The sequence below is a fragment of the Pseudanabaena yagii GIHE-NHR1 genome (genome assembly GCF_012863495.1).
Lineage (GTDB): Bacteria > Cyanobacteriota > Cyanobacteriia > Pseudanabaenales > Pseudanabaenaceae > Pseudanabaena > Pseudanabaena yagii.
Window position 1 is genome coordinate 1,764,151 of sequence record NZ_JAAVJL010000001.1, and the last position, 19,334, is coordinate 1,783,484.

The 19,334-nt window shown below is 42.8% G+C and carries 19 protein-coding genes and 1 pseudogene; 9 read left to right on the forward strand and 11 right to left on the reverse strand.

Annotated features, from left to right (window positions below; all coding sequences use genetic code 11):
* Positions 1-9 precede the first annotated feature (9 nt).
* Both HC246_RS26720 and mraY read right to left on the reverse strand, forming a co-directional pair.
* Positions 10-1,617 (reverse strand): AAA-like domain-containing protein, encoded by a 1,608-nt coding sequence (locus tag HC246_RS26720; protein ID WP_169362948.1) that lies wholly within the window; start codon positions 1,615-1,617, stop codon positions 10-12.
* A gap of 263 nt (positions 1,618-1,880) precedes the next feature.
* Positions 1,881-2,981, reverse strand: a complete 1,101-nt coding sequence (mraY, locus tag HC246_RS08150) for a phospho-N-acetylmuramoyl-pentapeptide-transferase (RefSeq protein ID WP_169362949.1) — start codon at positions 2,979-2,981, stop codon at positions 1,881-1,883.
* Between the two features lie 254 nt (positions 2,982-3,235).
* Here mraY and HC246_RS08155 point away from each other — a divergent pair, with 254 nt between their 5' ends.
* Entirely contained in the window at positions 3,236-4,591 is a 1,356-nt protein-coding gene (locus HC246_RS08155; protein ID WP_169362950.1) for a 16S rRNA (cytosine(967)-C(5))-methyltransferase, read from the forward strand.
* A 21-nt stretch (positions 4,592-4,612) separates the two neighbouring features.
* Here the strand turns inward: HC246_RS08155 and HC246_RS08160 are convergent, their stop codons facing one another.
* Positions 4,613-5,371, reverse strand: a complete 759-nt coding sequence (locus HC246_RS08160) for a Uma2 family endonuclease (protein WP_169362951.1) — start codon at positions 5,369-5,371, stop codon at positions 4,613-4,615.
* Between the two features lie 431 nt (positions 5,372-5,802).
* On the opposite strand from HC246_RS08160, the gene HC246_RS08165 reads away from it, so the two are divergent.
* The gene (locus HC246_RS08165; protein WP_169362952.1) at positions 5,803-6,828 is read left to right on the forward strand and encodes a 30S ribosomal protein S1; all 1,026 of its coding nucleotides are present in this window, start codon (positions 5,803-5,805) and stop codon (positions 6,826-6,828) included.
* Positions 6,829-6,928: 100 nt separating this feature from the next.
* Here the strand turns inward: HC246_RS08165 and HC246_RS08170 are convergent, their stop codons facing one another.
* Positions 6,929-7,252, reverse strand: coding sequence for an STAS domain-containing protein (locus tag HC246_RS08170; protein ID WP_169362953.1), 324 nt, complete (start codon positions 7,250-7,252; stop codon positions 6,929-6,931).
* Between the two features lie 189 nt (positions 7,253-7,441).
* Here HC246_RS08170 and HC246_RS08175 point away from each other — a divergent pair, with 189 nt between their 5' ends.
* The gene (locus tag HC246_RS08175) at positions 7,442-8,527 is read left to right on the forward strand and encodes an Mrp/NBP35 family ATP-binding protein (RefSeq protein ID WP_169362954.1); all 1,086 of its coding nucleotides are present in this window, start codon (positions 7,442-7,444) and stop codon (positions 8,525-8,527) included.
* A 67-nt stretch (positions 8,528-8,594) separates the two neighbouring features.
* On the opposite strand, the gene HC246_RS08180 is transcribed toward HC246_RS08175, so the two are convergent.
* Together HC246_RS08180 and HC246_RS26885 are read right to left on the reverse strand one after the other, a co-directional pair.
* Positions 8,595-8,738 (reverse strand): type II toxin-antitoxin system HicA family toxin, encoded by a 144-nt coding sequence (locus HC246_RS08180; RefSeq protein ID WP_169362955.1) that lies wholly within the window; start codon positions 8,736-8,738, stop codon positions 8,595-8,597.
* A pseudogene (locus HC246_RS26885) lies at positions 8,725-8,946 on the reverse strand (type II toxin-antitoxin system HicB family antitoxin). Before HC246_RS26885 ends, HC246_RS08180 begins: the two are co-directional and overlap by 14 nt.
* Positions 8,947-9,500: 554 nt before the next feature.
* Between HC246_RS26885 and HC246_RS08190 the strand changes: the two are divergent.
* Positions 9,501-10,409 (forward strand): O-fucosyltransferase family protein, encoded by a 909-nt coding sequence (locus HC246_RS08190; protein ID WP_169362956.1) that lies wholly within the window; start codon positions 9,501-9,503, stop codon positions 10,407-10,409.
* Positions 10,410-10,547: 138 nt separating this feature from the next.
* Here the strand turns inward: HC246_RS08190 and HC246_RS08195 are convergent, their stop codons facing one another.
* Complete coding sequence (locus tag HC246_RS08195) at positions 10,548-10,706, reverse strand: hypothetical protein (RefSeq protein WP_169362957.1); 159 nt, start codon at positions 10,704-10,706, stop codon at positions 10,548-10,550.
* A gap of 248 nt (positions 10,707-10,954) precedes the next feature.
* Between HC246_RS08195 and HC246_RS08200 the strand changes: the two genes are divergently transcribed.
* From HC246_RS08200 to HC246_RS08220, 5 genes are all read left to right on the forward strand, one after another.
* Entirely contained in the window at positions 10,955-12,100 is a 1,146-nt protein-coding gene (locus HC246_RS08200) for a Re/Si-specific NAD(P)(+) transhydrogenase subunit alpha (protein ID WP_169362958.1), read from the forward strand.
* Between the two features lie 46 nt (positions 12,101-12,146).
* Positions 12,147-12,437 carry an NAD(P) transhydrogenase subunit alpha gene (locus tag HC246_RS08205; protein ID WP_126385158.1) on the forward strand — a complete coding sequence of 97 codons (291 nt, stop codon included), beginning with the start codon at positions 12,147-12,149 and terminating at the stop codon, positions 12,435-12,437.
* A gap of 18 nt (positions 12,438-12,455) precedes the next feature.
* A complete protein-coding gene (locus tag HC246_RS08210; RefSeq protein WP_169364529.1) occupies positions 12,456-13,856 on the forward strand; it encodes an NAD(P)(+) transhydrogenase (Re/Si-specific) subunit beta in 1,401 nt (466 codons plus the stop codon).
* Positions 13,857-14,139: 283 nt separating this feature from the next.
* Complete coding sequence (locus HC246_RS08215) at positions 14,140-14,997, forward strand: ABC transporter permease (RefSeq protein ID WP_169362959.1); 858 nt, start codon at positions 14,140-14,142, stop codon at positions 14,995-14,997.
* Positions 14,994-15,704, forward strand: coding sequence for a hypothetical protein (locus HC246_RS08220; RefSeq protein ID WP_169362960.1), 711 nt, complete (start codon positions 14,994-14,996; stop codon positions 15,702-15,704). Before HC246_RS08215 ends, HC246_RS08220 begins: the two co-directional genes overlap by 4 nt.
* Before the next feature lie 39 nt (positions 15,705-15,743).
* On the opposite strand, the gene HC246_RS08225 is transcribed toward HC246_RS08220, so the two are convergent.
* The 4 genes from HC246_RS08225 to HC246_RS08240 form a co-directional block, all read right to left on the reverse strand.
* On the reverse strand, positions 15,744-16,337 hold the full coding sequence (locus tag HC246_RS08225) for a type II secretion system protein (protein ID WP_169362961.1): 594 nt from the start codon (positions 16,335-16,337) through the stop codon (positions 15,744-15,746).
* 97 nt (positions 16,338-16,434) lie between these two features.
* On the reverse strand, positions 16,435-17,004 hold the full coding sequence (locus HC246_RS08230) for a pilus assembly FimT family protein (RefSeq protein WP_169362962.1): 570 nt from the start codon (positions 17,002-17,004) through the stop codon (positions 16,435-16,437).
* Between the two features lie 83 nt (positions 17,005-17,087).
* Positions 17,088-18,407: a hormogonium polysaccharide secretion pseudopilin HpsC gene (gene hpsC, locus HC246_RS08235; RefSeq protein WP_169362963.1), complete on the reverse strand. Its 1,320-nt coding sequence runs from the start codon at positions 18,405-18,407 to the stop codon at positions 17,088-17,090.
* A gap of 93 nt (positions 18,408-18,500) precedes the next feature.
* Positions 18,501-19,205: a prepilin-type N-terminal cleavage/methylation domain-containing protein gene (locus HC246_RS08240; RefSeq protein ID WP_211167651.1), complete on the reverse strand. Its 705-nt coding sequence runs from the start codon at positions 19,203-19,205 to the stop codon at positions 18,501-18,503.
* Between the last annotated feature and the right edge of the window lie 129 nt (positions 19,206-19,334).

Consider the following 19,334-nt stretch of genomic DNA (forward strand, 5'->3'; position numbering starts at 1 on the left):
AAGGCTAATTTACACTCCTAAACGGTTTTGGAAATAGCGCCGATATAGCTCATTGCGGATCTTTACACCTGTTTCTGTGCGTAATATTAAACCCATTCCATCCAATTTTGCCGTAGTCGCCAAATCAAAACGGATTGGTTGCTGTGAATTAACCAGCGATCGCAAAACTTCCGTAAGATGAGTATCTTTTTCGACCTTGGCTAAGCGAGTGGTGAGATGTTTGCCAAAAAGTCCCACTTCCGTCGCCGCACCTTGGATAATCGGCTCAAGGGAATTTGCACCACTAGCTAAATTATAGAAAGCCATCCGTACAAGGTAAGGATGACCACCCACCAAATTAGCGATCGGTTCTATTTGTGCGGCTGATAATCCGTGCAATGCTGCCAATTCTTGAACTTGAGCAATTGTGAATTCATCCAAATCAATTGGCGTACCCACATTAAATGGTGATTGGTTAATATCCTTAGTTGAAAAAGATTCCATCGAATAGGCAAGCACTAGCCGCAACTTGCCCCATGTTTTGTCATGCTTGCCCTGCTCATGCCAACCACGCAACAAACCACAAAAATCCACCTCGATCGCTTCATGGAGAAATATGCGATCCAGATTTTCGATCGCAATCACTAACGGGCGATCGTCATCATCATTCAATAAATATCTTTCAAAAAACTCCTCACAGTTCCCATTTGCCCCAAACATCTCATCCCAATCATCGGTCGGTTTCGCCTTCACCCCAAAATCGCGCCCAATCACCGCACAAAACCACTGCAAGAAACGATCCATATTTTCAAAAAACTTGCGATCGCACTTTTGCAAATCTAGCCATGTGGTGCGATTGCCTAACTGCCTCGCTTCTTCTAATACCCGTACCAATAGCGAAGACTTACCCATGCGATCGGGAGATTTTAAACGGATTAGGGCATGGGGCATGGCGATCGCTTTAAAAGCTTGTTCTTCTTGGGGAGATCGCGGAATATAAAATTGTGAGCCAATCCTGACTGCCCCCTCAGGTTCCTCGATCGCCAGATTCACCCTTGGTAAGACCTGTCTTTCATAACTGCGTTCTAACAACACAGGCGTTTGCACTTCAGGGATATTTTTTAAGGCAATGAGATTTTTACCTAGCTCAAAAGCATCCTTAACGGATTTCCCCTCAAATAACGCGCCATAAAAACCCTTAGCAAATTCAATCGCCGCCACATCCCCGATCGCTTGATTCATCCCCAACACATAAGGCACATAACGAGCGATCGCCTCCGCCTGCACCTGCGAAAAACAAGCATTCAACACCACGCAATCGATCCCATTTTGTAAAATCCGAAATAATTCTGCTAAAGCATCCGTCGGTGCAAGCTGCCAATCCCCCGCATCATTTTCTAAAACCAGACCATTTTCGGCTGCCCCATGTCCTGAGAAATGCACCACACGCGGCACTTCCTGAAGCAAAATTGGCTGTAGGTCATCAATGCGTACTGCGCCCTTAGCAACAATCGCAAAGCGATCGCGCAAACTCGACTTCTGACAACATGCTTCGATTTCCCGAAATTCTGCCTCCACCCTTAGGCGATCGGTATTCGAGGGATTGGCAGACAGGAGCAGTACTTTTTTCTTATCCACTTGTTTAGCTATGGTTGCGATCGAGGTTGGAGGGCTATAGGCGATAAGGGACTTGCTATTAATTTAAAGTACCTGTGGCTTCGACTCCGCTCAGCCAACGTTAGCTGAGCGGAGTCGAAGCTAGATAACTTTGGTGGGAAATTTTTTATCCGCAAGAGCCTAAGGTAATTTTAATATCCCAGCTAGCGATTCAATAAATAATATCTAAAAAAAAAGAGACGGTGCTATGCACCGTCTCTTCAGGAAACATAAATTCAAAGAATTTAAAGTTTGCTAATCAAAAGAGCTACTCCAACGAGAAATCCGCCTGTCAGATAAAAAGCTCTGACTACGTGTAACTCATGCCATCCACTTAGTTCTAAGTGATGGTGAAAAGGAGCCATTCTAAAAAGTCGCTTACCCATCCCCGTTTCATCCTTGGTTGCCTTGTAGTAGGAAACCTGTGCAATTACCGAGATTGATTCCCAGATGAAAATTGCACCCACAATCAAGAAAGCCCAGAGCAAGTTACCGAGAATTGCGGTAGATGCTAATGCGCCTCCTAATGCTAGTGAACCCGTGTCCCCCATGAATACCTTGGCAGGATAGCGATTGTGCCAGAGAAAGCCCAAATAGCTACCACTGAGACACATACAGAATATGGCAAGTTCTTTGTTGTTAGGGAATAGCAATAGCCCCATTCCAAACAAAGCGATCGCTCCCGTACCACCTGCGAGACCATCTAAACCATCGGTGAGGTTAGTGGCGTTACTGCTGCCAAGAAAGACAAACAGCGCAAGGGGAAAGAACAGTAATCCTAGAGGAATGACAAAATGCAATGGCAAATTAATCGTGGCGATCGCCTGCCAATTTTGGGTGAAACCTAACCAAGCACAGAAACAAGCGGAAAATCCAGCTTGTAGTAATAACTTGGCACGCGGTGAAAGTCCCTTATTGGAGTGGCGACGCAAGATTTTCCAGTCATCAAGCCAACCGATAAATGCAAAGGAAAGGGTGAGTAAACTGCAAGCAATTACTTTGTCGTTAAAGCCAGACCAGACTAAACCCAACAAGATCCCGACAGGTATAATGAATATCCCCCCCATCGTCGGCGTACCTTGTTTTTTGAGGTGAGCTTGAGGACCATCTTCACGGATAATCTGACCAGCCTTAAGGCGACGTAAAGCAGGTACAGCAAAAGTTCCTAAGAAGGCAACCCCACCACCACCAAAGGTAAAGGGCAATAACAGGCTAGAACTTATATTTGGATGCAGGAAAAGATCGACACCAACAATTAAACTTATTAAACCGATTGCTAACCCAAGTGCTAGGCTACTCCCTGACGGGAATTTTGCTCTCCTAACTCTTACACCAGTATCAACCATTGCCGCTCCTCACACCCACAATAATCACCAAATCCTTCTCGAAATATGAAGCCGTTTTGTAGTTTTTTTACAGCTTTGTAACAGATGATTAATAACCACCTCGATCTACGCTCTTAGATACCAAATAATGGCTGCATTTGTCTACTGTGCAATCATTGAATTTTTCTAATTCTTGAATTCTGCCATCAATTATTTAGATAGCTTCATTAAATAGCTTTGGAAATAGCCCTTTAACTTGACTTTATAAATTGCCGATGACGAGTAAGAACTCTCGACAGATTGCTTTAGAAGCTCTCCGCCTCATTCAAAGACGAAATGCATATGCTGATGTTGCGCTGGACTGTACGCTCTCACGTGCGCGCCAGAATAACATAATTCTCCCAGAAAGCGATCGCCGTCTGATCACTGAGTTAGTTTATGGATGTACGCGCCGCCAAAAAACCCTGCAAGCGGTTTTGCAAAACTTCTCACAAAAACCAACCACAAAATTACCACCAGATCTATTAATAATTCTACAGATAGGTGTGTACCAGCTATGTTTTCTCGATCGCATTAAGCCCTCAGCCATTGTGCATACGACGGTGGAGCTAGCTAAAGAAAATAATTTAACGGGATTATCTGGATTTACGAATGGGATCATGCGATCCATACTCCGAGCCAAGGAGAAGGAAGATATCCTCGCCAATATTAGCGATCCCGCTAGCTTTTATAGTTACCCCGAATGGCTAATCGAGCTATGGCAAAAAGAATTTGGTCAAGAAGCGATCGCAAATATTTGCAATTGGTTTAATCAAACGCCCCATCTCGATTTGCGGGTAAATCTGCTCCATGCGACAAGGGATCAAGTATTAGCAGCGTTTGCCGAAGCAAAAATTCCTGTCGAGCCGATTCCCCACCTTCCTGACGGTATCCGTGTGGGTCAAGGTGCGGGTGATGTCAGTCAATTGCCCAAATTTAAAGATGGTTGGTGGTCGGTTCAGGATGCTAGCGCTCAGTTAGTTACCTATCTATTAGATCCACAGCCCAATGAAATTATTATTGATGCCTGTGCTGCCCCCGGTGGCAAGACTACGCATATTAGCGATCGCCTCAAAAATACGGGCAAAGTTTATGCCCTCGATCGTCTTGCAAACCGTCTCAAAAAAGTTGATCAAAATACCGCTCGTTTAGGGATCACTAATGTGGAAACCCTTGAGATTGATGCCCGTGAGTTTGCAGGTATTCCAGAAGGCAAATGCGATCGCGTCTTATTAGATGTGCCTTGCTCTGGCTTAGGCACATTGCACCGTCATGCCGATGCCCGTTGGCGACAAACCCCTGATGAGCCTTATAAATTAGCCAAAACTCAAGCTGAGATTCTCGAAAGTGCTATTCAATGGGTCAAACCCGAAGGCGTAATTGTCTACAGCACTTGCACGATCCATCCTGCTGAAAATGAAGAAGTAATTACCCAGTTTTTAATCAATCATCCCGATTGGCAAATTGTGCCACCAAGTGCCGATAATCCTGCGGCACATTTTGCCAGCGATCGCGGTTGGGTAAAAGTCCTACCCCATGAACATGATATGGATGGTTTTTTTATGGTGAAGTTGCAAAGGCTAGGTGGTTGAATCCTATAAGAAACTGACAAGTTAGCTTGGCAAATTATCAGGATCAATGCCTTGCGATCGCAAATAAGCCGCCAATCTATTCGCCCTTTGACTCTCAGCTTCAGCCCTTTGACTCTCAGCTTCAGCCCTCTCAGCCAAGGTTGGAATCCAGCTAGTTTGGTCATACCAGCGCAGCCATAGCCCTTTAGTTTCCTGATACACCCCTTGCCATAGTCCTAACCCTAATCCCAAACTGGGTATCCAAAAGCGTTGCTCAGTCAGGGTAATTGGCTTATAACCGTTAACCGAAAGCTCGAAGGCACGTAGATTATTTTCGTAGCGATCGTAAACAACATAGTAAGGCACTCGCAAAATACGTTCATACACCTCCCATTTTCTGGGTGGTTGATTCACTTCTCTCAGTCTTTGACCTAAATCTTCATCTTCCGTGCCAGGGGATAGTAGCTCTACGACTAAAAAAGGCGTTACTCCCTCTTGCCAAATTAAATAGCTCAGTCTTAGCTCGTTCTGCTCATTAGCCCTTGGTACTCCTAGAACCATGTACCAGTCGGGTCGTTTGTACCAACTAGTATGTCGAGGATCGTAATAAAGATTGAGATCGGTTGCCAATAATATTTCTTCTGAAGCGTAACCCACTGGTTTGCAGGTTTCAGTTAGTAAATCCGCTTGGATTATATGAAATTCGTCGGGCAAACCAGATTCTCCTACCAACTCACTTGGCAAATCGTACATTGTGGGCATCGTCTCAAGGGGCGATTTCGGATGAATTGGCTCATACATGGTATGGCTAGCCTCAATTAATACTATCTAAATAAGATTTTATAACTTCTTTCGAGTCGCATGCTAATTAGATAAGTAGGTGGGCGCAATTAAATATAAAACCCCAAGACCTGTGGCGCACGCGCAGCGTGCGCCACAGGTCTTGGTTCTGGTTTTTAATTATGCCCACCTACTTATCCCCCTTTCGCAGCCAAATCAAGAAATTCAAGCAATAAAAGTAAAAAAATATTTGCTAGTACTTTTGCGATAAAGCTGAACTACGCTATAATTAAAAACCTATGACTATAGGTTGAACTAGAACTCTCTTGCTAGGAACACCAAATATAGACATAGGATGTAAACCGCAACAGGCTGCAAGGCTTGCTGCTCTTACATTTCCGGGAGGAAACAAAAAAATCTCAAGGAGAACAGGAACAAGGATAAATTTAGTTATGGTCAATCGGACAAAAACTGCTACCACCAATGTCGGCTTTACACATGAAGATTTTGCCAAACTCTTAGATAAGTACGATTATCACTTTAGCCCCGGCGACATTGTTGCAGGTACGGTATTCAGCATTGAGCCTAGGGGCGCACTTATTGACATTGGCGCAAAAACAGCAGCGTACATCCCCATTCAGGAGATGTCGATCAACCGAGTTGACCAGCCTGAAGAAGTTTTGCAGAACAATGAAACCCGTGAGTTTTTCATTCTCGCCGACGAAAACGAAGAAGGACAATTAACTCTTTCGATTCGCCGCATCGAGTACATGAGAGCATGGGAACGTGTCCGTCAGTTGCAAGCAGAAGACGCAACTGTGCGATCGCTTATTTTCGCAACCAACCGTGGTGGTGCTCTAGTCAGAATCGAAGGTCTACGTGGATTCATCCCTGGATCTCATATCAGCACCCGCAAACCCAAGGAAGAGTTGGTTGGCGAAGAATTGCCACTCAAGTTTTTAGAAGTAGACGAAGACCGTAACCGTCTTGTCCTTAGCCATCGTCGTGCTCTTGTCGAGCGCAAGATGAACAAGCTCGAAGTTGGCGAAGTCGTTATTGGAGTAGTACGTGGTATCAAGCCCTACGGTGCATTCATCGATATCGGTGGTGTTAGCGGCTTGTTGCACATTTCCGAAATCTCCCACGAGCATATCGAAACTCCTCATAACGTCTTCAACGTCAATGACGAAGTGAAGGTCATGATCATCGATCTCGATGCAGAGCGTGGACGGATTTCTCTCTCCACCAAGCAACTCGAAGCTGAACCTGGTGATATGGTCAAGGATCCTCAACTGGTTTACGCTAAGGCAGAAGAAATGGCTGCGAAATATCGCGAACAGCTAAATGCTCCTCCTGCGGTAATGGAAATTCCTTTGCCTCCAGTAGATGATGATTATGAAGTTCCTGATGCTATGGAAGAGCCTGAAATTCCTGAAGAAGTTGTTGCTGAAGCAGTAGAAGCTACGGCTGAAGTTTAAAAAATCAAGGCTAGTGCTAAGCACTAGCCTTGATTTTTTAGTCGAAAAAAGCAGTGCTTAGCACTGCTTTTTTTATGCTATTTCTTATGCTCAGCCTGTCCTAACTTAAGGTCGCATTGAATTCATCGATTGTTGGATAAATTTTAAAAATCTTGGTCATGCTGGTTAGTTCAAATAGCATTTGCACTTGATCATTGGCACCACAAATTACCATCTCCCCATTGCTGTTACGAATTGACTTTAAGGCAGACACGAGAGCGCCTAGCCCCGAACTATCCATAAAAGAGATCTCTTGCAGATCAACTAATAAATATTTGGGAGAATTTGAGGCTAAGGCAATATCGTTAACTTGACGACGAAACTCAGCCGCAGTTGTGACATCAAGTCTTCCTGAAGGTTGTATAACTTTTACTTCATTACTCATGGATTTATTTCCTGACCTAGATATTTATTGATTGAGATAATTGAGGGGCGCGGAATACTAAATAAATGCTGTAAGAGAATATTTCATCATAAGCATAAATCTTTATCGATAACTTTGGCTCTTATTTGGGCTTTAATGAAATCTTGGCAGTATTAAGCAAATTTTTTAATTTTTGAACTTTCTAAATCTATGGCTGATTTACATGATTTGCAAGCGATAAAGGACGTATTAACACCAATCATCGATCCCGATCGCCAAAAAAGCATTATCGAACTGGATATGGTGAGAGATATCGCCATTAAGTCCAATGGGGTGGTCAGCTTTACGCTTTTGTTAAATGATCCCAATAGCCCTAAACGCGACCCGTTAATCCAAGAATGTAAAAATGCCATTAAGGCAATCGCAACAGTTACCGATGTCTGGGTGAAGGTAATTGCGAATAGTCCTGCTGTTGCCACGCCAGTACCACCAACCAATGCGCTACAAGGAATCGAAGGCGTAAAACATATTTTGGCGATCTCTAGTGGAAAAGGTGGTGTCGGGAAAACCTCGGTAGCCGTCAATGTAGCAGTTGCGCTTGCGGATATGGGCGCAAAGGTAGGGCTACTTGATGCGGATATTTATGGACCAAATGTGCCACTGATGCTTGGGGTAGAAGCTGCACAAGTAAAGGTGGTTAAAGCAGAAAATGGTGCAGATGTAGTTGAGCCAGCCTTTAACTATGGTGTGAAAACCATCTCGATGGCATTTTTGATTGCGAAGGATCAGCCCGTAGTGTGGCGGGGACCGATGCTCAATGGTGTAATTCGTCAGTTTCTCTATCAGGCAAATTGGGGCGAACTAGATTATTTAATTGTGGATATGCCCCCCGGTACTGGTGACGCGCAGTTAACCCTTACCCAGTCCGTACCATTGGCAGGAGCGGTGATCGTAACTACTCCACAAACTGTCTCGCTCTTGGATTCGCGTAAAGGATTGAAGATGTTTGAGAATATGGGCATTCCTGTTTTAGGTATTGTCGAAAATATGAGCTATTTCATTCCACCCGATCAACCTGATAAGCAATACGATATTTTTGGTTCAGGTGGTGGTAAGAAGGCATCCGATGAGCTTGGTGTGGAGCTGCTCGGTTGTGTGCCTCTAGAAATTAGTCTGCGTGAAGGTGGCGATCGCGGTGTGCCAATTGTCTTAGGTCATCCTGAGTCTGCTTCGGCTAAGGCATTAAGGGATATCGCTAAAGCGATCGCGGCTAAAATCCAAGAACAAGATAACTAAAATTCAGTTCGGGGTAATTTCAGATTATGTCTTAACTTTTTGGAGATTAACCCGAACTTACGCTAGTTTATTCATAAAAGTAAGGAAATAGCTCTGATTCGAGAATATAGCGGGTAGCTTGTCGAAAGATTGATTGACAAGTGCCTGTGGCTAATTCGCGATGGTTAGGAATAGTTGCATCTGCACCAGAGAGACGTTTAAGCTTTGACATATTCTGGTTGTAGCTCAAAGGTGTCGAAAATTGATGGATTTGCGACCAAGCCGAAGTCTTAAGGATTTTCGCTTTCTAGGTGTAAGCCAACGGCTTCGATGAGATTTTCAACAACTTCATCTAAGGTGTTTCCCTGTGTAACTACTGATATTTCCAAGCATTTGGCAACATAGCCGCCTTCTAGGTTTGACCGAATAAATGACTTGATGTTTTGCTAAAGTTTAATGTGACTTTTCATCTATGTATCGGGAATGATGAACACAATTTTTCTATCATCCCTATGTTAACGCGATCACTGTTAGGTAAGAGATCGCGGTGTGACAATTTTCTTAGCTCATCCTGATTCCGCATCGGCTAAGGCATTGAAGGAGATTGCTAAAACCGTGGCTAAATTCCAAGCGTAAAATCATCCTTATTGATTGTCTATGTACCAAAATTTAAAAAATAGCTGGGTTTTGACTCAAATTGCCTTTTTTCGTACAATTTCATCGGGTTTATATAGTTAAGTAATACACGAAAATTTCTGCCTAACACACCAATTTAAGCGATTTTAACTTACTAGGCAGAAACTTTCCTTCTATTCACCTCAAAATGCTATCTGAGTCAGAAACTTTCTATATAAAATTCCATATAGGCCATATCGTCTGACAGTCAAATTTTAGTTTGTATGCCATATAATCAAATTAAGCTGAATTTTCTGCCTAATACTATAATTAGATCTAGCAATTAAATCACTATTTAGACTCGAATTTAAAATGGCAAATGAAGTTAACAATAATAAACCAAATTAAAGAGCTTATACTTAAGATTATTTATTGGCATCCTCACCGTACAGGTAAAATAGTTTTCTGCCGACCTAGGGGTGGGTTGAATGATATGCTCTGTCAGATAGAAAAATGTAGGATTTATGCAATAAAAAGTAATAGAGATTTATGGGTTGATACTAGTCTATCTGGTTTGCATGATTGTTTAGGTAATTATTTTGAACCTAGTAAAGTATTTAATTTTGGTTCACCTATCAAAAAATTATGCAACGATAGTTCATGCTTCCCCGAATGTTTAACTCATAAACTTGATTCTTATGAGGCAGATTGGGATAGCTCTATCATGAATTTTGTAGATAAAGAAACAAGAAATCCGTTAACATTTGATTTTAACGCACATTATGATGAAAGTGTATTACTCCATGAACAATGTGGTGGTGGAGACTACTCAATTAAAACTTTAGCACTCTTACAATTAAAGCAAGATATCAAACATAAAATAAAGCATATCATTGAAAATCTTGGCAGATACGACTCAATTCATATTAGAAACACTGATTATACAACAGACTATAAATATTTTTTTGATAAATTAAAAGACAAAATCAATAGTAAAGTTGTTGTATGCACAGATGACTTCAATTGCCAACAGTATGCCAAGGAATTTTGGGGCAGTAAACTAGTTGTCATTCATAATGTTCCAGACATGGCTGGACTGCCATTGCACGAGTTTAAAGCGACAGACCAATATACCCTAAATTTAGAAGTATTAATCGATTTATTTGTTTTAGCTTCTTCTGAAAATTTTTATAGTTGCATAACCAATCAAGGTGTAGCATCTGGATTTGCTCTTCTTGCAGAATCACTGCGCTCTAATCCCAAAATCATAAAGAAATTAATTAATTGAAAATGCTAGTAAAACTGATTAGACCTAATACTTGCATCCATCGAACTGCTCATCAGTCTTTTTTCTTCATGATAGTATTCTAAAACCGATGACGCTTACTGTATACCTAACCTATAAGTCTGTTAAAGTTGTATGCTTTTAGCCAAAGAAATTAGGCAACCCAAGATGCTCTACTTCGTTGTTGAGTTTGGATAAGTTATTGGTGATTTCTTTCAGGGTGCGTTTCACCGCAAAGATAAGGAATTGAGGAGCGATCGCCTGTTTAAATTTTGGATAGAGAAATAGGCGATCGCTCAATATATAAAACTTTAAAGAGTTGATCCCGTTATATATTGATACGCTTGTTTATAAAAGTTAAGTATTTTCTCGTTATTTTCGTTAAGATAGTAAAGATTTCCTAAAGAATCGCTTAGACCAACATAGAGCATCCTTAAATAAATGTTTATATTATGACCACTTTCAACAGATTTGAGAGTAATCCATCTATAAGGATGTGATGTTCTGTTGAGTGCAGAAATTGAACATACGTGAATTAAGGTGCATGAATGAAGATAGGCGTTATCAAAGAAATAGAATTTGGTGAACGTAGAGTCGCGCTAATTCCTGAAGTTGTTAGTCGCTTGACCAAAAATGGTTTAGAAGTCTTTGTCGAGAGTCATGCTGGTGAATTATCCTTTTTCGCGGATTCTGCCTATACAGAAGCAGGAGCCAAGATTATTACCGATAAAAGCACTCTCATTAACGAATCAGATATTCTGCTTAAGGTGGGAGCACCCCGCGAAGAAGAAGTGAGTATGTTCAAACAAGGACAAATCACCATCGGCTTTCTCAATCCATTAGGAAGACCCGAACTCATTCGCCGCCTTGCCCATCAAGGAGTCACCGCTCTGAGTATGGAGATGATCCCCCGCAGTAGTCGCGCCCAAAGTATGGATGCGCTCTCTTCGCAAGCATCGATCGCAGGTTACAAGGCAGTACTCCTCGCCGCCGCCGCCTTACCGAAATACTTACCGATGCTAACCACCGCCGCAGGCACGATCCCGCCTGCTAAGGTCGTGGTTTTGGGTGCAGGGGTGGCAGGACTTCAGGCGATCGCTACAGCCCGTCGTCTCGGCGCTCAAGTCGAAGCTTACGATATCCGTCCTGCGGTGCGGGAGGAAGTTCAAAGCCTCGGTGCAAAGTTTATTGATGTAATTTTGCAAGAAGATACTACAGCCGCAGGTGGCTATGCTAAGGAGATTTCTGAGGCGGCAAAGCATCATGCTCAGGTGGTTTTAGCTAAACACATCAAGGAAGCAGATATTGTGATCACCACTGCCCAAGTCCCTGGACGCAAAGCGCCTATGATGTTGACGGAAGCCATGATTTCGCAAATGCGGCGCGGTTCGATTATCGTTGATCTTGCAGGTGAGCAGGGTGGTAATTGCGAAGGAACGGTTGCAGGAAAGGATGTGATTTCCCACGGTGTAACCATCATCTCGCCAATTAATTTGCCTGCAACGATGCCCATCCATGCTTCTCAGAAATACGCGAAGAATTTACTCAATCTTCTCAACCATTTAATTAAGAAAGGCGAACTGCATCTTGATTTTGCTGATGACATTATCAGCAGTACTTGCATTACCCACGCTGGCGAAATTCTCAATCAGCGCGTGAAAGATGCTCTATCACAATTAGCAGTTACCGCCTAGCCCTTCCTAGCCCCTTTCTCTAAGGGAGAAGGGGAATCAAAAAACTATGAATGAATCATTAATTAGCGCTCTATTTGTCTTTGTACTTGCTTCCTTTGCAGGATTTGAAGTAATTAACAAGGTTCCACCAACATTGCATACACCGCTAATGTCAGGTTCCAATGCCATTTCAGGAATCTCGGTCATTGGCGCTCTCATCGTCGCAGGTAGCGATGTAAATCCCAATCTCTCCGTAGTTCTCGGACTAATCTCAGTGGTCTGCGCCACCATCAACGTTGTCGGCGGCTTTCTAGTCACTGATCGCATGTTGCAAATGTTCAAGAAGAAAGAGGCATAAATTGCGATGTTAGAGAATATCTCGAACTACATACCAACTGGGATTCAGTTAACTTACCTAGTTGCAGCCTCACTCTTTATCGTCGGTCTCAAACAGATGGGATCACCAGCCACTGCGCGTCAGGGCAATTTGCTAGGAGCGATCGCTATGTTACTGGCGGTCGTGGCAACATTACTCGATAAACAAGTTTTAAGCTATGGCTTGATTTTAGTGGCGATCGTGATCGGTTCCGTCATTGGTGCGCTGATTGCCTATAAAGTCGCCATGACCGATATGCCACAGATGGTCGGGTTACTGAATGGATTAGGTGGTTTAGCTTCTTCTTTAGTTGCCGTGGGAGCATATTGGCAAGTCATCAGTCATGGGCAAACCCTTGCCCTAGCCGATAACCTATCGATTATCATCAGCATCCTCATCGGCAATATTACCTTTACAGGAAGTATGGTTGCCTTTGCTAAATTACAGGGGATCATTAAGGGTGCACCGATTCGCTTTGCCTATCAGCAGACTATCAACATTCTCCTATTAGCTGCCTTTGTCTTTGGTTCGATCCTCTTAATTATCAATCCTGCCGATCTTGCGGGCTTCATTGGGATTAATGTCGTTTCCCTCCTCGTCGGTGTGCTGTTTGTGATCCCCATCGGTGGCGGTGATATGCCCGTGGTGATCTCGCTGCTTAACTCCCTTTCAGGGGTTGCCGCCAGTGCAGCAGGTTTTGTGGTGATGAACAATGTGTTGATTATTTCGGGCGCATTAGTTGGTGCATCAGGTTTAATCCTCACCCAGATCATGTGCAAAGCCATGAACCGCACCCTCACCAATGTGCTATTTAGTGGCTTTGGTTCCCCCGTTGCTACTAGTGGTGATGCAGGTGACAATGCCAATAAGAGCGTCAAAACCATCGATCCCGAAGAATGCGCGATGATGTTGGGCTATGCGCGATCGGTCGTCATCGTCCCCGGTTATGGTATGGCAGTTGCCCAAGCCCAGCACGCTGTCCGCGAATTGTCCGATATGCTCGAACGCAAAGGCGTAGAAGTGAAGTTTGCGATTCATCCTGTGGCAGGACGGATGCCCGGACATATGAATGTGTTACTCGCTGAAGCAAATGTTCCCTATTCGCAACTCTATGACATGGATGATATCAATACACAGTTTGAGAATACTGATGTCGTTTTGATTATCGGTGCTAACGATGTGGTTAATCCTGCGGCACGGACTAATCAAGCTAGTCCTATTTACGGAATGCCTATTCTGGAAGTGGATCGTGCTAAAAATGCGATCGTGATTAAACGCGGTATGAGTGCAGGTTTTGCTGGCGTAGAGAATGATCTGTTCTATCAGCAAAAAACAATGATGCTCTTTGGTGGAGCCAAGGACATGGTAGGCAAGCTTGCCAATGAGCTGAAGCAGATATAAGTAATACCAACTCACGAAAGTGTTGTCACACTTTCGTGAATTAAAACCCAAACCTAGTAAAGGTTTTCAAAACTAAAAATGGCTATGCCATTTTTAGTTTTGGTATATAGCGCTTTTCAAGCAAGCGAGGTAAATAGGTTTGTTTCCCCGCCTTCGGCGGGGAAACAAACCTATACTTCACTAGGTGGGTAAACGCTATAAAGTATAGGCGACGCGAAGCGTCGCCTATACCGATTTGATTAGAGTTATCATAGTTAAAGTGGCTAAATTGTCTGAAGAAACTATGACTCAAACCCTTACAAACCAAGAATTAATCGAATCTCCTAATTCCAGTGCCGCCGAATTTTGGCAAGAGGTTTCAGCGCTAACCAAAAGACTATTCATTCAACTACGCCGCCGCCCCACGACATTGATCGCAGGTGTATTGCAACCTCTGATGTGGTTACTCTTGTTTGGAGCATTGTTTAGTGGTTTGCCTAAGGGGCTAGTTGGTGATGGTCAAACCTATGTCCAGTTTTTAGCGGCGGGGATCATTGTCTTTACTGCTTTTAGCAGTGCTCTTAACTCAGGATTGCCAATGCTGTTCGATCGCGAATTTGGGTTCCTCAATCGCATCTTAGTTGCTCCCCTCATATCTCGATTTTCGATCATTGCCGCTTCCGCAGTTTTTATCATTGCCTTGAGCATGGTGCAAACGATCGCGATCGTTTCTGTCAGTGGCTTAATGGGAGCAGGTTTTCCCAGTATTAGCGGATTAGCCGTAATGGCATTAATCTTAATTCTCTTAATTGTGGACTTCACAATGTTGAGTCTTGGGCTTGCCTTTGCCATGCCCGGACACCAAGAAATGCTAGCGTTTATTTTCTTAGTCAATTTACCTTTGCTGTTTTCCAGTACTGCCCTCGCGCCCCTTGGTTTCATGCCCACTTGGTTGCAATGGATCGCTAGCCTCAATCCCCTATCTTGGGCAATCGAGCCAATCCGTTATGTCTATAGCCACAGCGTATGGTCATGGGATAGCGTCGTTTTCACTGCACCTTGGGGAAATATGACCATTCTGAATACTGCGATCGCTTTACTGAGCTTCGGTATATTCGTAGGTGTATTCATTCGTGGAACTTTACGTCGAGGCATAGCATGATTGCGGAAACAGGTGAAGTTCCCACTTTTCCTGATGCACAGCCTTTTGCCGATAACTGGTCATATCTCAAGGCGGAACTGGCTTGGCTCGATCGCGTATTGATGCGATCGCTATCAAAACAACGTCAGAGCAATCAAGAAATTGATCGCGTTGCCAAGTCACCCGTCGATCGCTCGACCAGTCATTGGTGGAAAGGCTTTATGGCGATCGATCCTTCCAAAGGCGGCAGCCTTGTTCCGCCACAAACTCCTCAAAATCAGCATCCCCTCGGACGCTATGGCGATCGCCTTGAGGCAAGTCGTCATCAAAATATTAGCTTAGCGATTCCCACCCTATGCGATCGCCTTGAGCTAGGTCATTTTGAGCGTGATTTACTGATTCTCTGTCTTGCTCCCGAAATCAGTCGTCGCTATGAAAGACTCTATACTTTTTTAAATAATGACGATATCAATTGCCGACAACCCACAGTGGATCTAGCCCTGCGCCTATTTTGTCGCTCCGATGCTGAATGGCGTAATGCTAGAGGTAAATTTGCGCTTCAATCCCCCTTAATTAAACACAAAATCCTGAAACTGTATTTGCCTGAATATAGCACTGCGCGATCACTGCTTTCCAAAGCCATGCTCCTCAGTGAAAAAGCAGTTACTTATTTACTCAGTGAAGACTTACCCATTGAAACAGTTATTCCTAAGCCCAGAAAGAGATAAAGACATCACTTAGTGATGTCTTTATCTCTTTCTTTAGCTCTAAGTCTGATTGCATCCTGAACTTTCAGCTTGGCGTAATGAACCGAGTAAGGTGGAAATAATCACACATTTTTTGCGATCGCCAATTCTTGCAGCAAAGGTAATGCGACCTAATTCCCCAAGACCATTAGGATTCCCCTGAGATGTAAACTGCACACGATATACATCAGGTTCAGGAATTGCCGTCAGCTTTGTTAAGGTTGTCCGTGGCTGGGGTTCTGTATCATCAACAATTCGCACCCCATCATCAAAATTTTGCCAAGGTAGACTATCCCAGTAAGCTTGATTGGTCGTTGAAGTAGGTGCTTGGTGCACAGCATATTGGGAAACATTGGGCGTATTTCTAAAAGTTGCTTGCCACATAGTGTTGCTACGTTTGGCATTGCTCTGAGCTAAGCGCATCACGCTATAGGCTCGACTTTGGGCAGCGTTTAATCTTTGATTGCTAACAAAGCCTAACCATGATGGCGCAGCGATCGCCGCAAGGACACTAATGATAGTCAGAACTACTAAGATTTCAATCAGTGTAAAACCAAGATTTTTACTATAGCGATCGCGTTTCCTTTGGCGATATCTTCTTATAGCCCACAACATAGTATTTTGTGATTTTTAGATGCAATTATCTGACAATTGGCAGTTTAACAAATTATCAGTTTATTTGTATCTAAAATATTTGTACCTAAAATATTTATTAAGGACAATCAGTATCTGCTCCTGATTTCATAGAACCTAGAATCGTAGTTATTGAGGTGCATCTTTTACGATTAGGAGTATTAGCAACATTTAAAGTGATTTTAAGTGGATAATCAGTAAAATTAGAACAATTATTGACAGTGGTGGGGACTCCTTGGGCGCTAAATGTAATTGTTAATGGGATTGTAGAAGAAAGACTGCATGATGTACCACTTTTTGTAACCGATAGAACCTGTACGCCTTGCTCTAAATATTGAGCTTGTGATCTACTAGTTACTACATAAGCCCCATTAGTAGGGTCATTGCCAATTTTAAAATCAACTGTAGTACCACTGCGCTTAGCTACAGCTTGAGCATCTTTTATTGTGCTAAATACGCGGCTTTGAGAAGCGCTGAGTCGATTGTTATTTACAAAACCCAGCCATCCAGGAGCAACGATCGCCGATAAGACACCGACAATCACCATAACAACTAGAACCTCAATCAACGTAAATCCGTGATCGCGATTTCGTAATAATATCCACCGTAATAATTTTTGATTATTTCGCTTTTTAGATAGCCACAGCATTTGCATACCTCCTTAAAGATCTAATGCTACAAGAATTAAAGTCTGTCATTTGACCTGTGGCAACATGACAGACTTCATCAAGGCTACTGAGTGTAGACCCTGCCGCGACCAAATGCTCTAATATTACCCGTTGACAGATATGTAGAATCAAAAACCCTTCTTTGACTTTCAGTTTGGTTAGGTCTCAATCTTGCAAGTGTATTTCCCCTTAAATAGATTCTTGCAACGTTTTGAGTTGGGTTCACGCATACATAAAAACTACTAGGAATACCAGTAAAAGTACTAGGAACTCTTAAGGAAGCAGCGGTATTAATCGAACCACCATTGCCAGTACCAACATCTTCTTTGTAGCAGTCAGGATTAGTTGAAGGAGTGCCTGCGACATTTGCTCTGATTGGAATAACAACTGCTGGATTGCCTGCTGGTGTATTGCTGCCTAAAGTTCCATCATCTTGATCAGCAGAGTAAGGCGAGTCATCAAGGTAATCAATCAAAACCGTTGGCGTATTAGTAGATGCAAAACCAGCAGTAGCTCTAGTCCACTTATTCATCAGGGCATCTACCGTACCACCAGTAGATGCAAATGGTGCAAAACCTTGATCGGGAACAGACCAATAGTTGACCATACTAGAGCCTGCGATCGCTGTTGGTGGTGTAACATCGATCCGAGCATATGGTTTTGGATCACTACAGGTAGTAATATCACTCGATTGGCAAGATGAACGGATGCCATCATTTAGTTCCCATCGACCTAATCTTACTGCATTTGAGAAGTTTGAGTCTGAGCCATACATCACATAGTATGCAACCAGAGAATAAGCATATCGTCCAGAACCAATTGGCGCATTAGGGTCACATGTTCCATTAGTTGTAGTTGTGCCATACTCCAAACACCCTACTTTTTTTGTGATTGTTTTTCCTGCATTTACATACACATCATCTGTAGGAGCATAGTACTTTCGTTTCCAGAACACTAAAATAGGGGTGCTGCTGGTAAAAGTTGGAAGTTGATCTTGGATACCATTTGGGCTAACCGTATTTAAGCTGTCAGCATCATAGATATAGACAGCTTCCTGCATATCATCAGCAATATAGTTGAGGGCAGCTTGTACGTCCGACTGCGATTCTACTTTTGCTTGTTCTTTGCGATCAGTTTCCATAATGTTGACCGTAAAGGCAAGCAAAGTACTGATAATTACCGATGCTATTAACATCGACATCAGCAGTTCGATTAAAGTAAAACCTTTTACCCTCGCACTCATGCGATCACCTACTGCAAATAACCTAGCAATCAAGCGTTTAAAAAATATCTTTAACTCAAACATCAATCGTCCAAAGCGATCGCGTTGGAATTTCTGATGAGAACGATTAGTCCTGAATAGTTTGTGAATTGAGAATATCATGGCAGTACGGGAGAATTAGGATAGAAGTTATGATTAAAGATATTCCAGAAAAGCTTACGCTTACATATACAGGCTTAAATACAGTAGTCATATTTATAAACGACTCTTAATCTGGCTCATCGTACTTGTCGATGGATTAATATCAACCTTCATCACTACTAAAGGACAATCTTTTCCGCCACCTGTACTAGTAATAACTCTGCGACCATTTGGACAAAGAGCCTCATTGTTGCCAGTTTGCAATGTTAGCCCTGATTGAATTCCATTCAAATTACCTGAACTGTCCTGTGTAAATGCATCAGCCCGATATACTCGTACCTGCATATAAAAACCTTGTGTTGCCAAATCTGAACCACCAGTTCTCATTGGTTGAACCACTAAGTCTTGTGAATCAGTAACGCTGAAGCCATTGCTATTAGTATCAACCTTGATTCCTTGAATCCCATTCAAACTCGCAATATTAGAACTACTTGGTGCAGCTACACTTTGAAAATACTGATTGCGTGCAGAGTCTACACTATTGTTGTTAATGAATACTGTTGGGAAAGCGGGTGTTGGATCAATAATGTTGATTGCACCAGAACGTACCCCATCAATATAACCACGAGCAGCTTGAGTAGCTAAGTCAACTCGTCTTGAATTGACTCTCGTTGCTGTTGACAAAACGATCATCGGCAAAATTGCAGTCATGAGAATACTGACCACCACTACAGCCATCAACGCTTCTAGTAGCGAAAACCCTGATTGATTCGACATTAAATACTTGATCAGGAATAAACGAGTATTTATTTTTCGCATAGTGGATCACCTTAAATGAGGAGTAGTTAATACCAGTCTGTCAAATTTGCCTTAGATTCTACGCTAATAAAGTATTACCCAAATATTTCCTAAAAATTGCAAAGATGCTATTTCTACAAACTTTGTAAA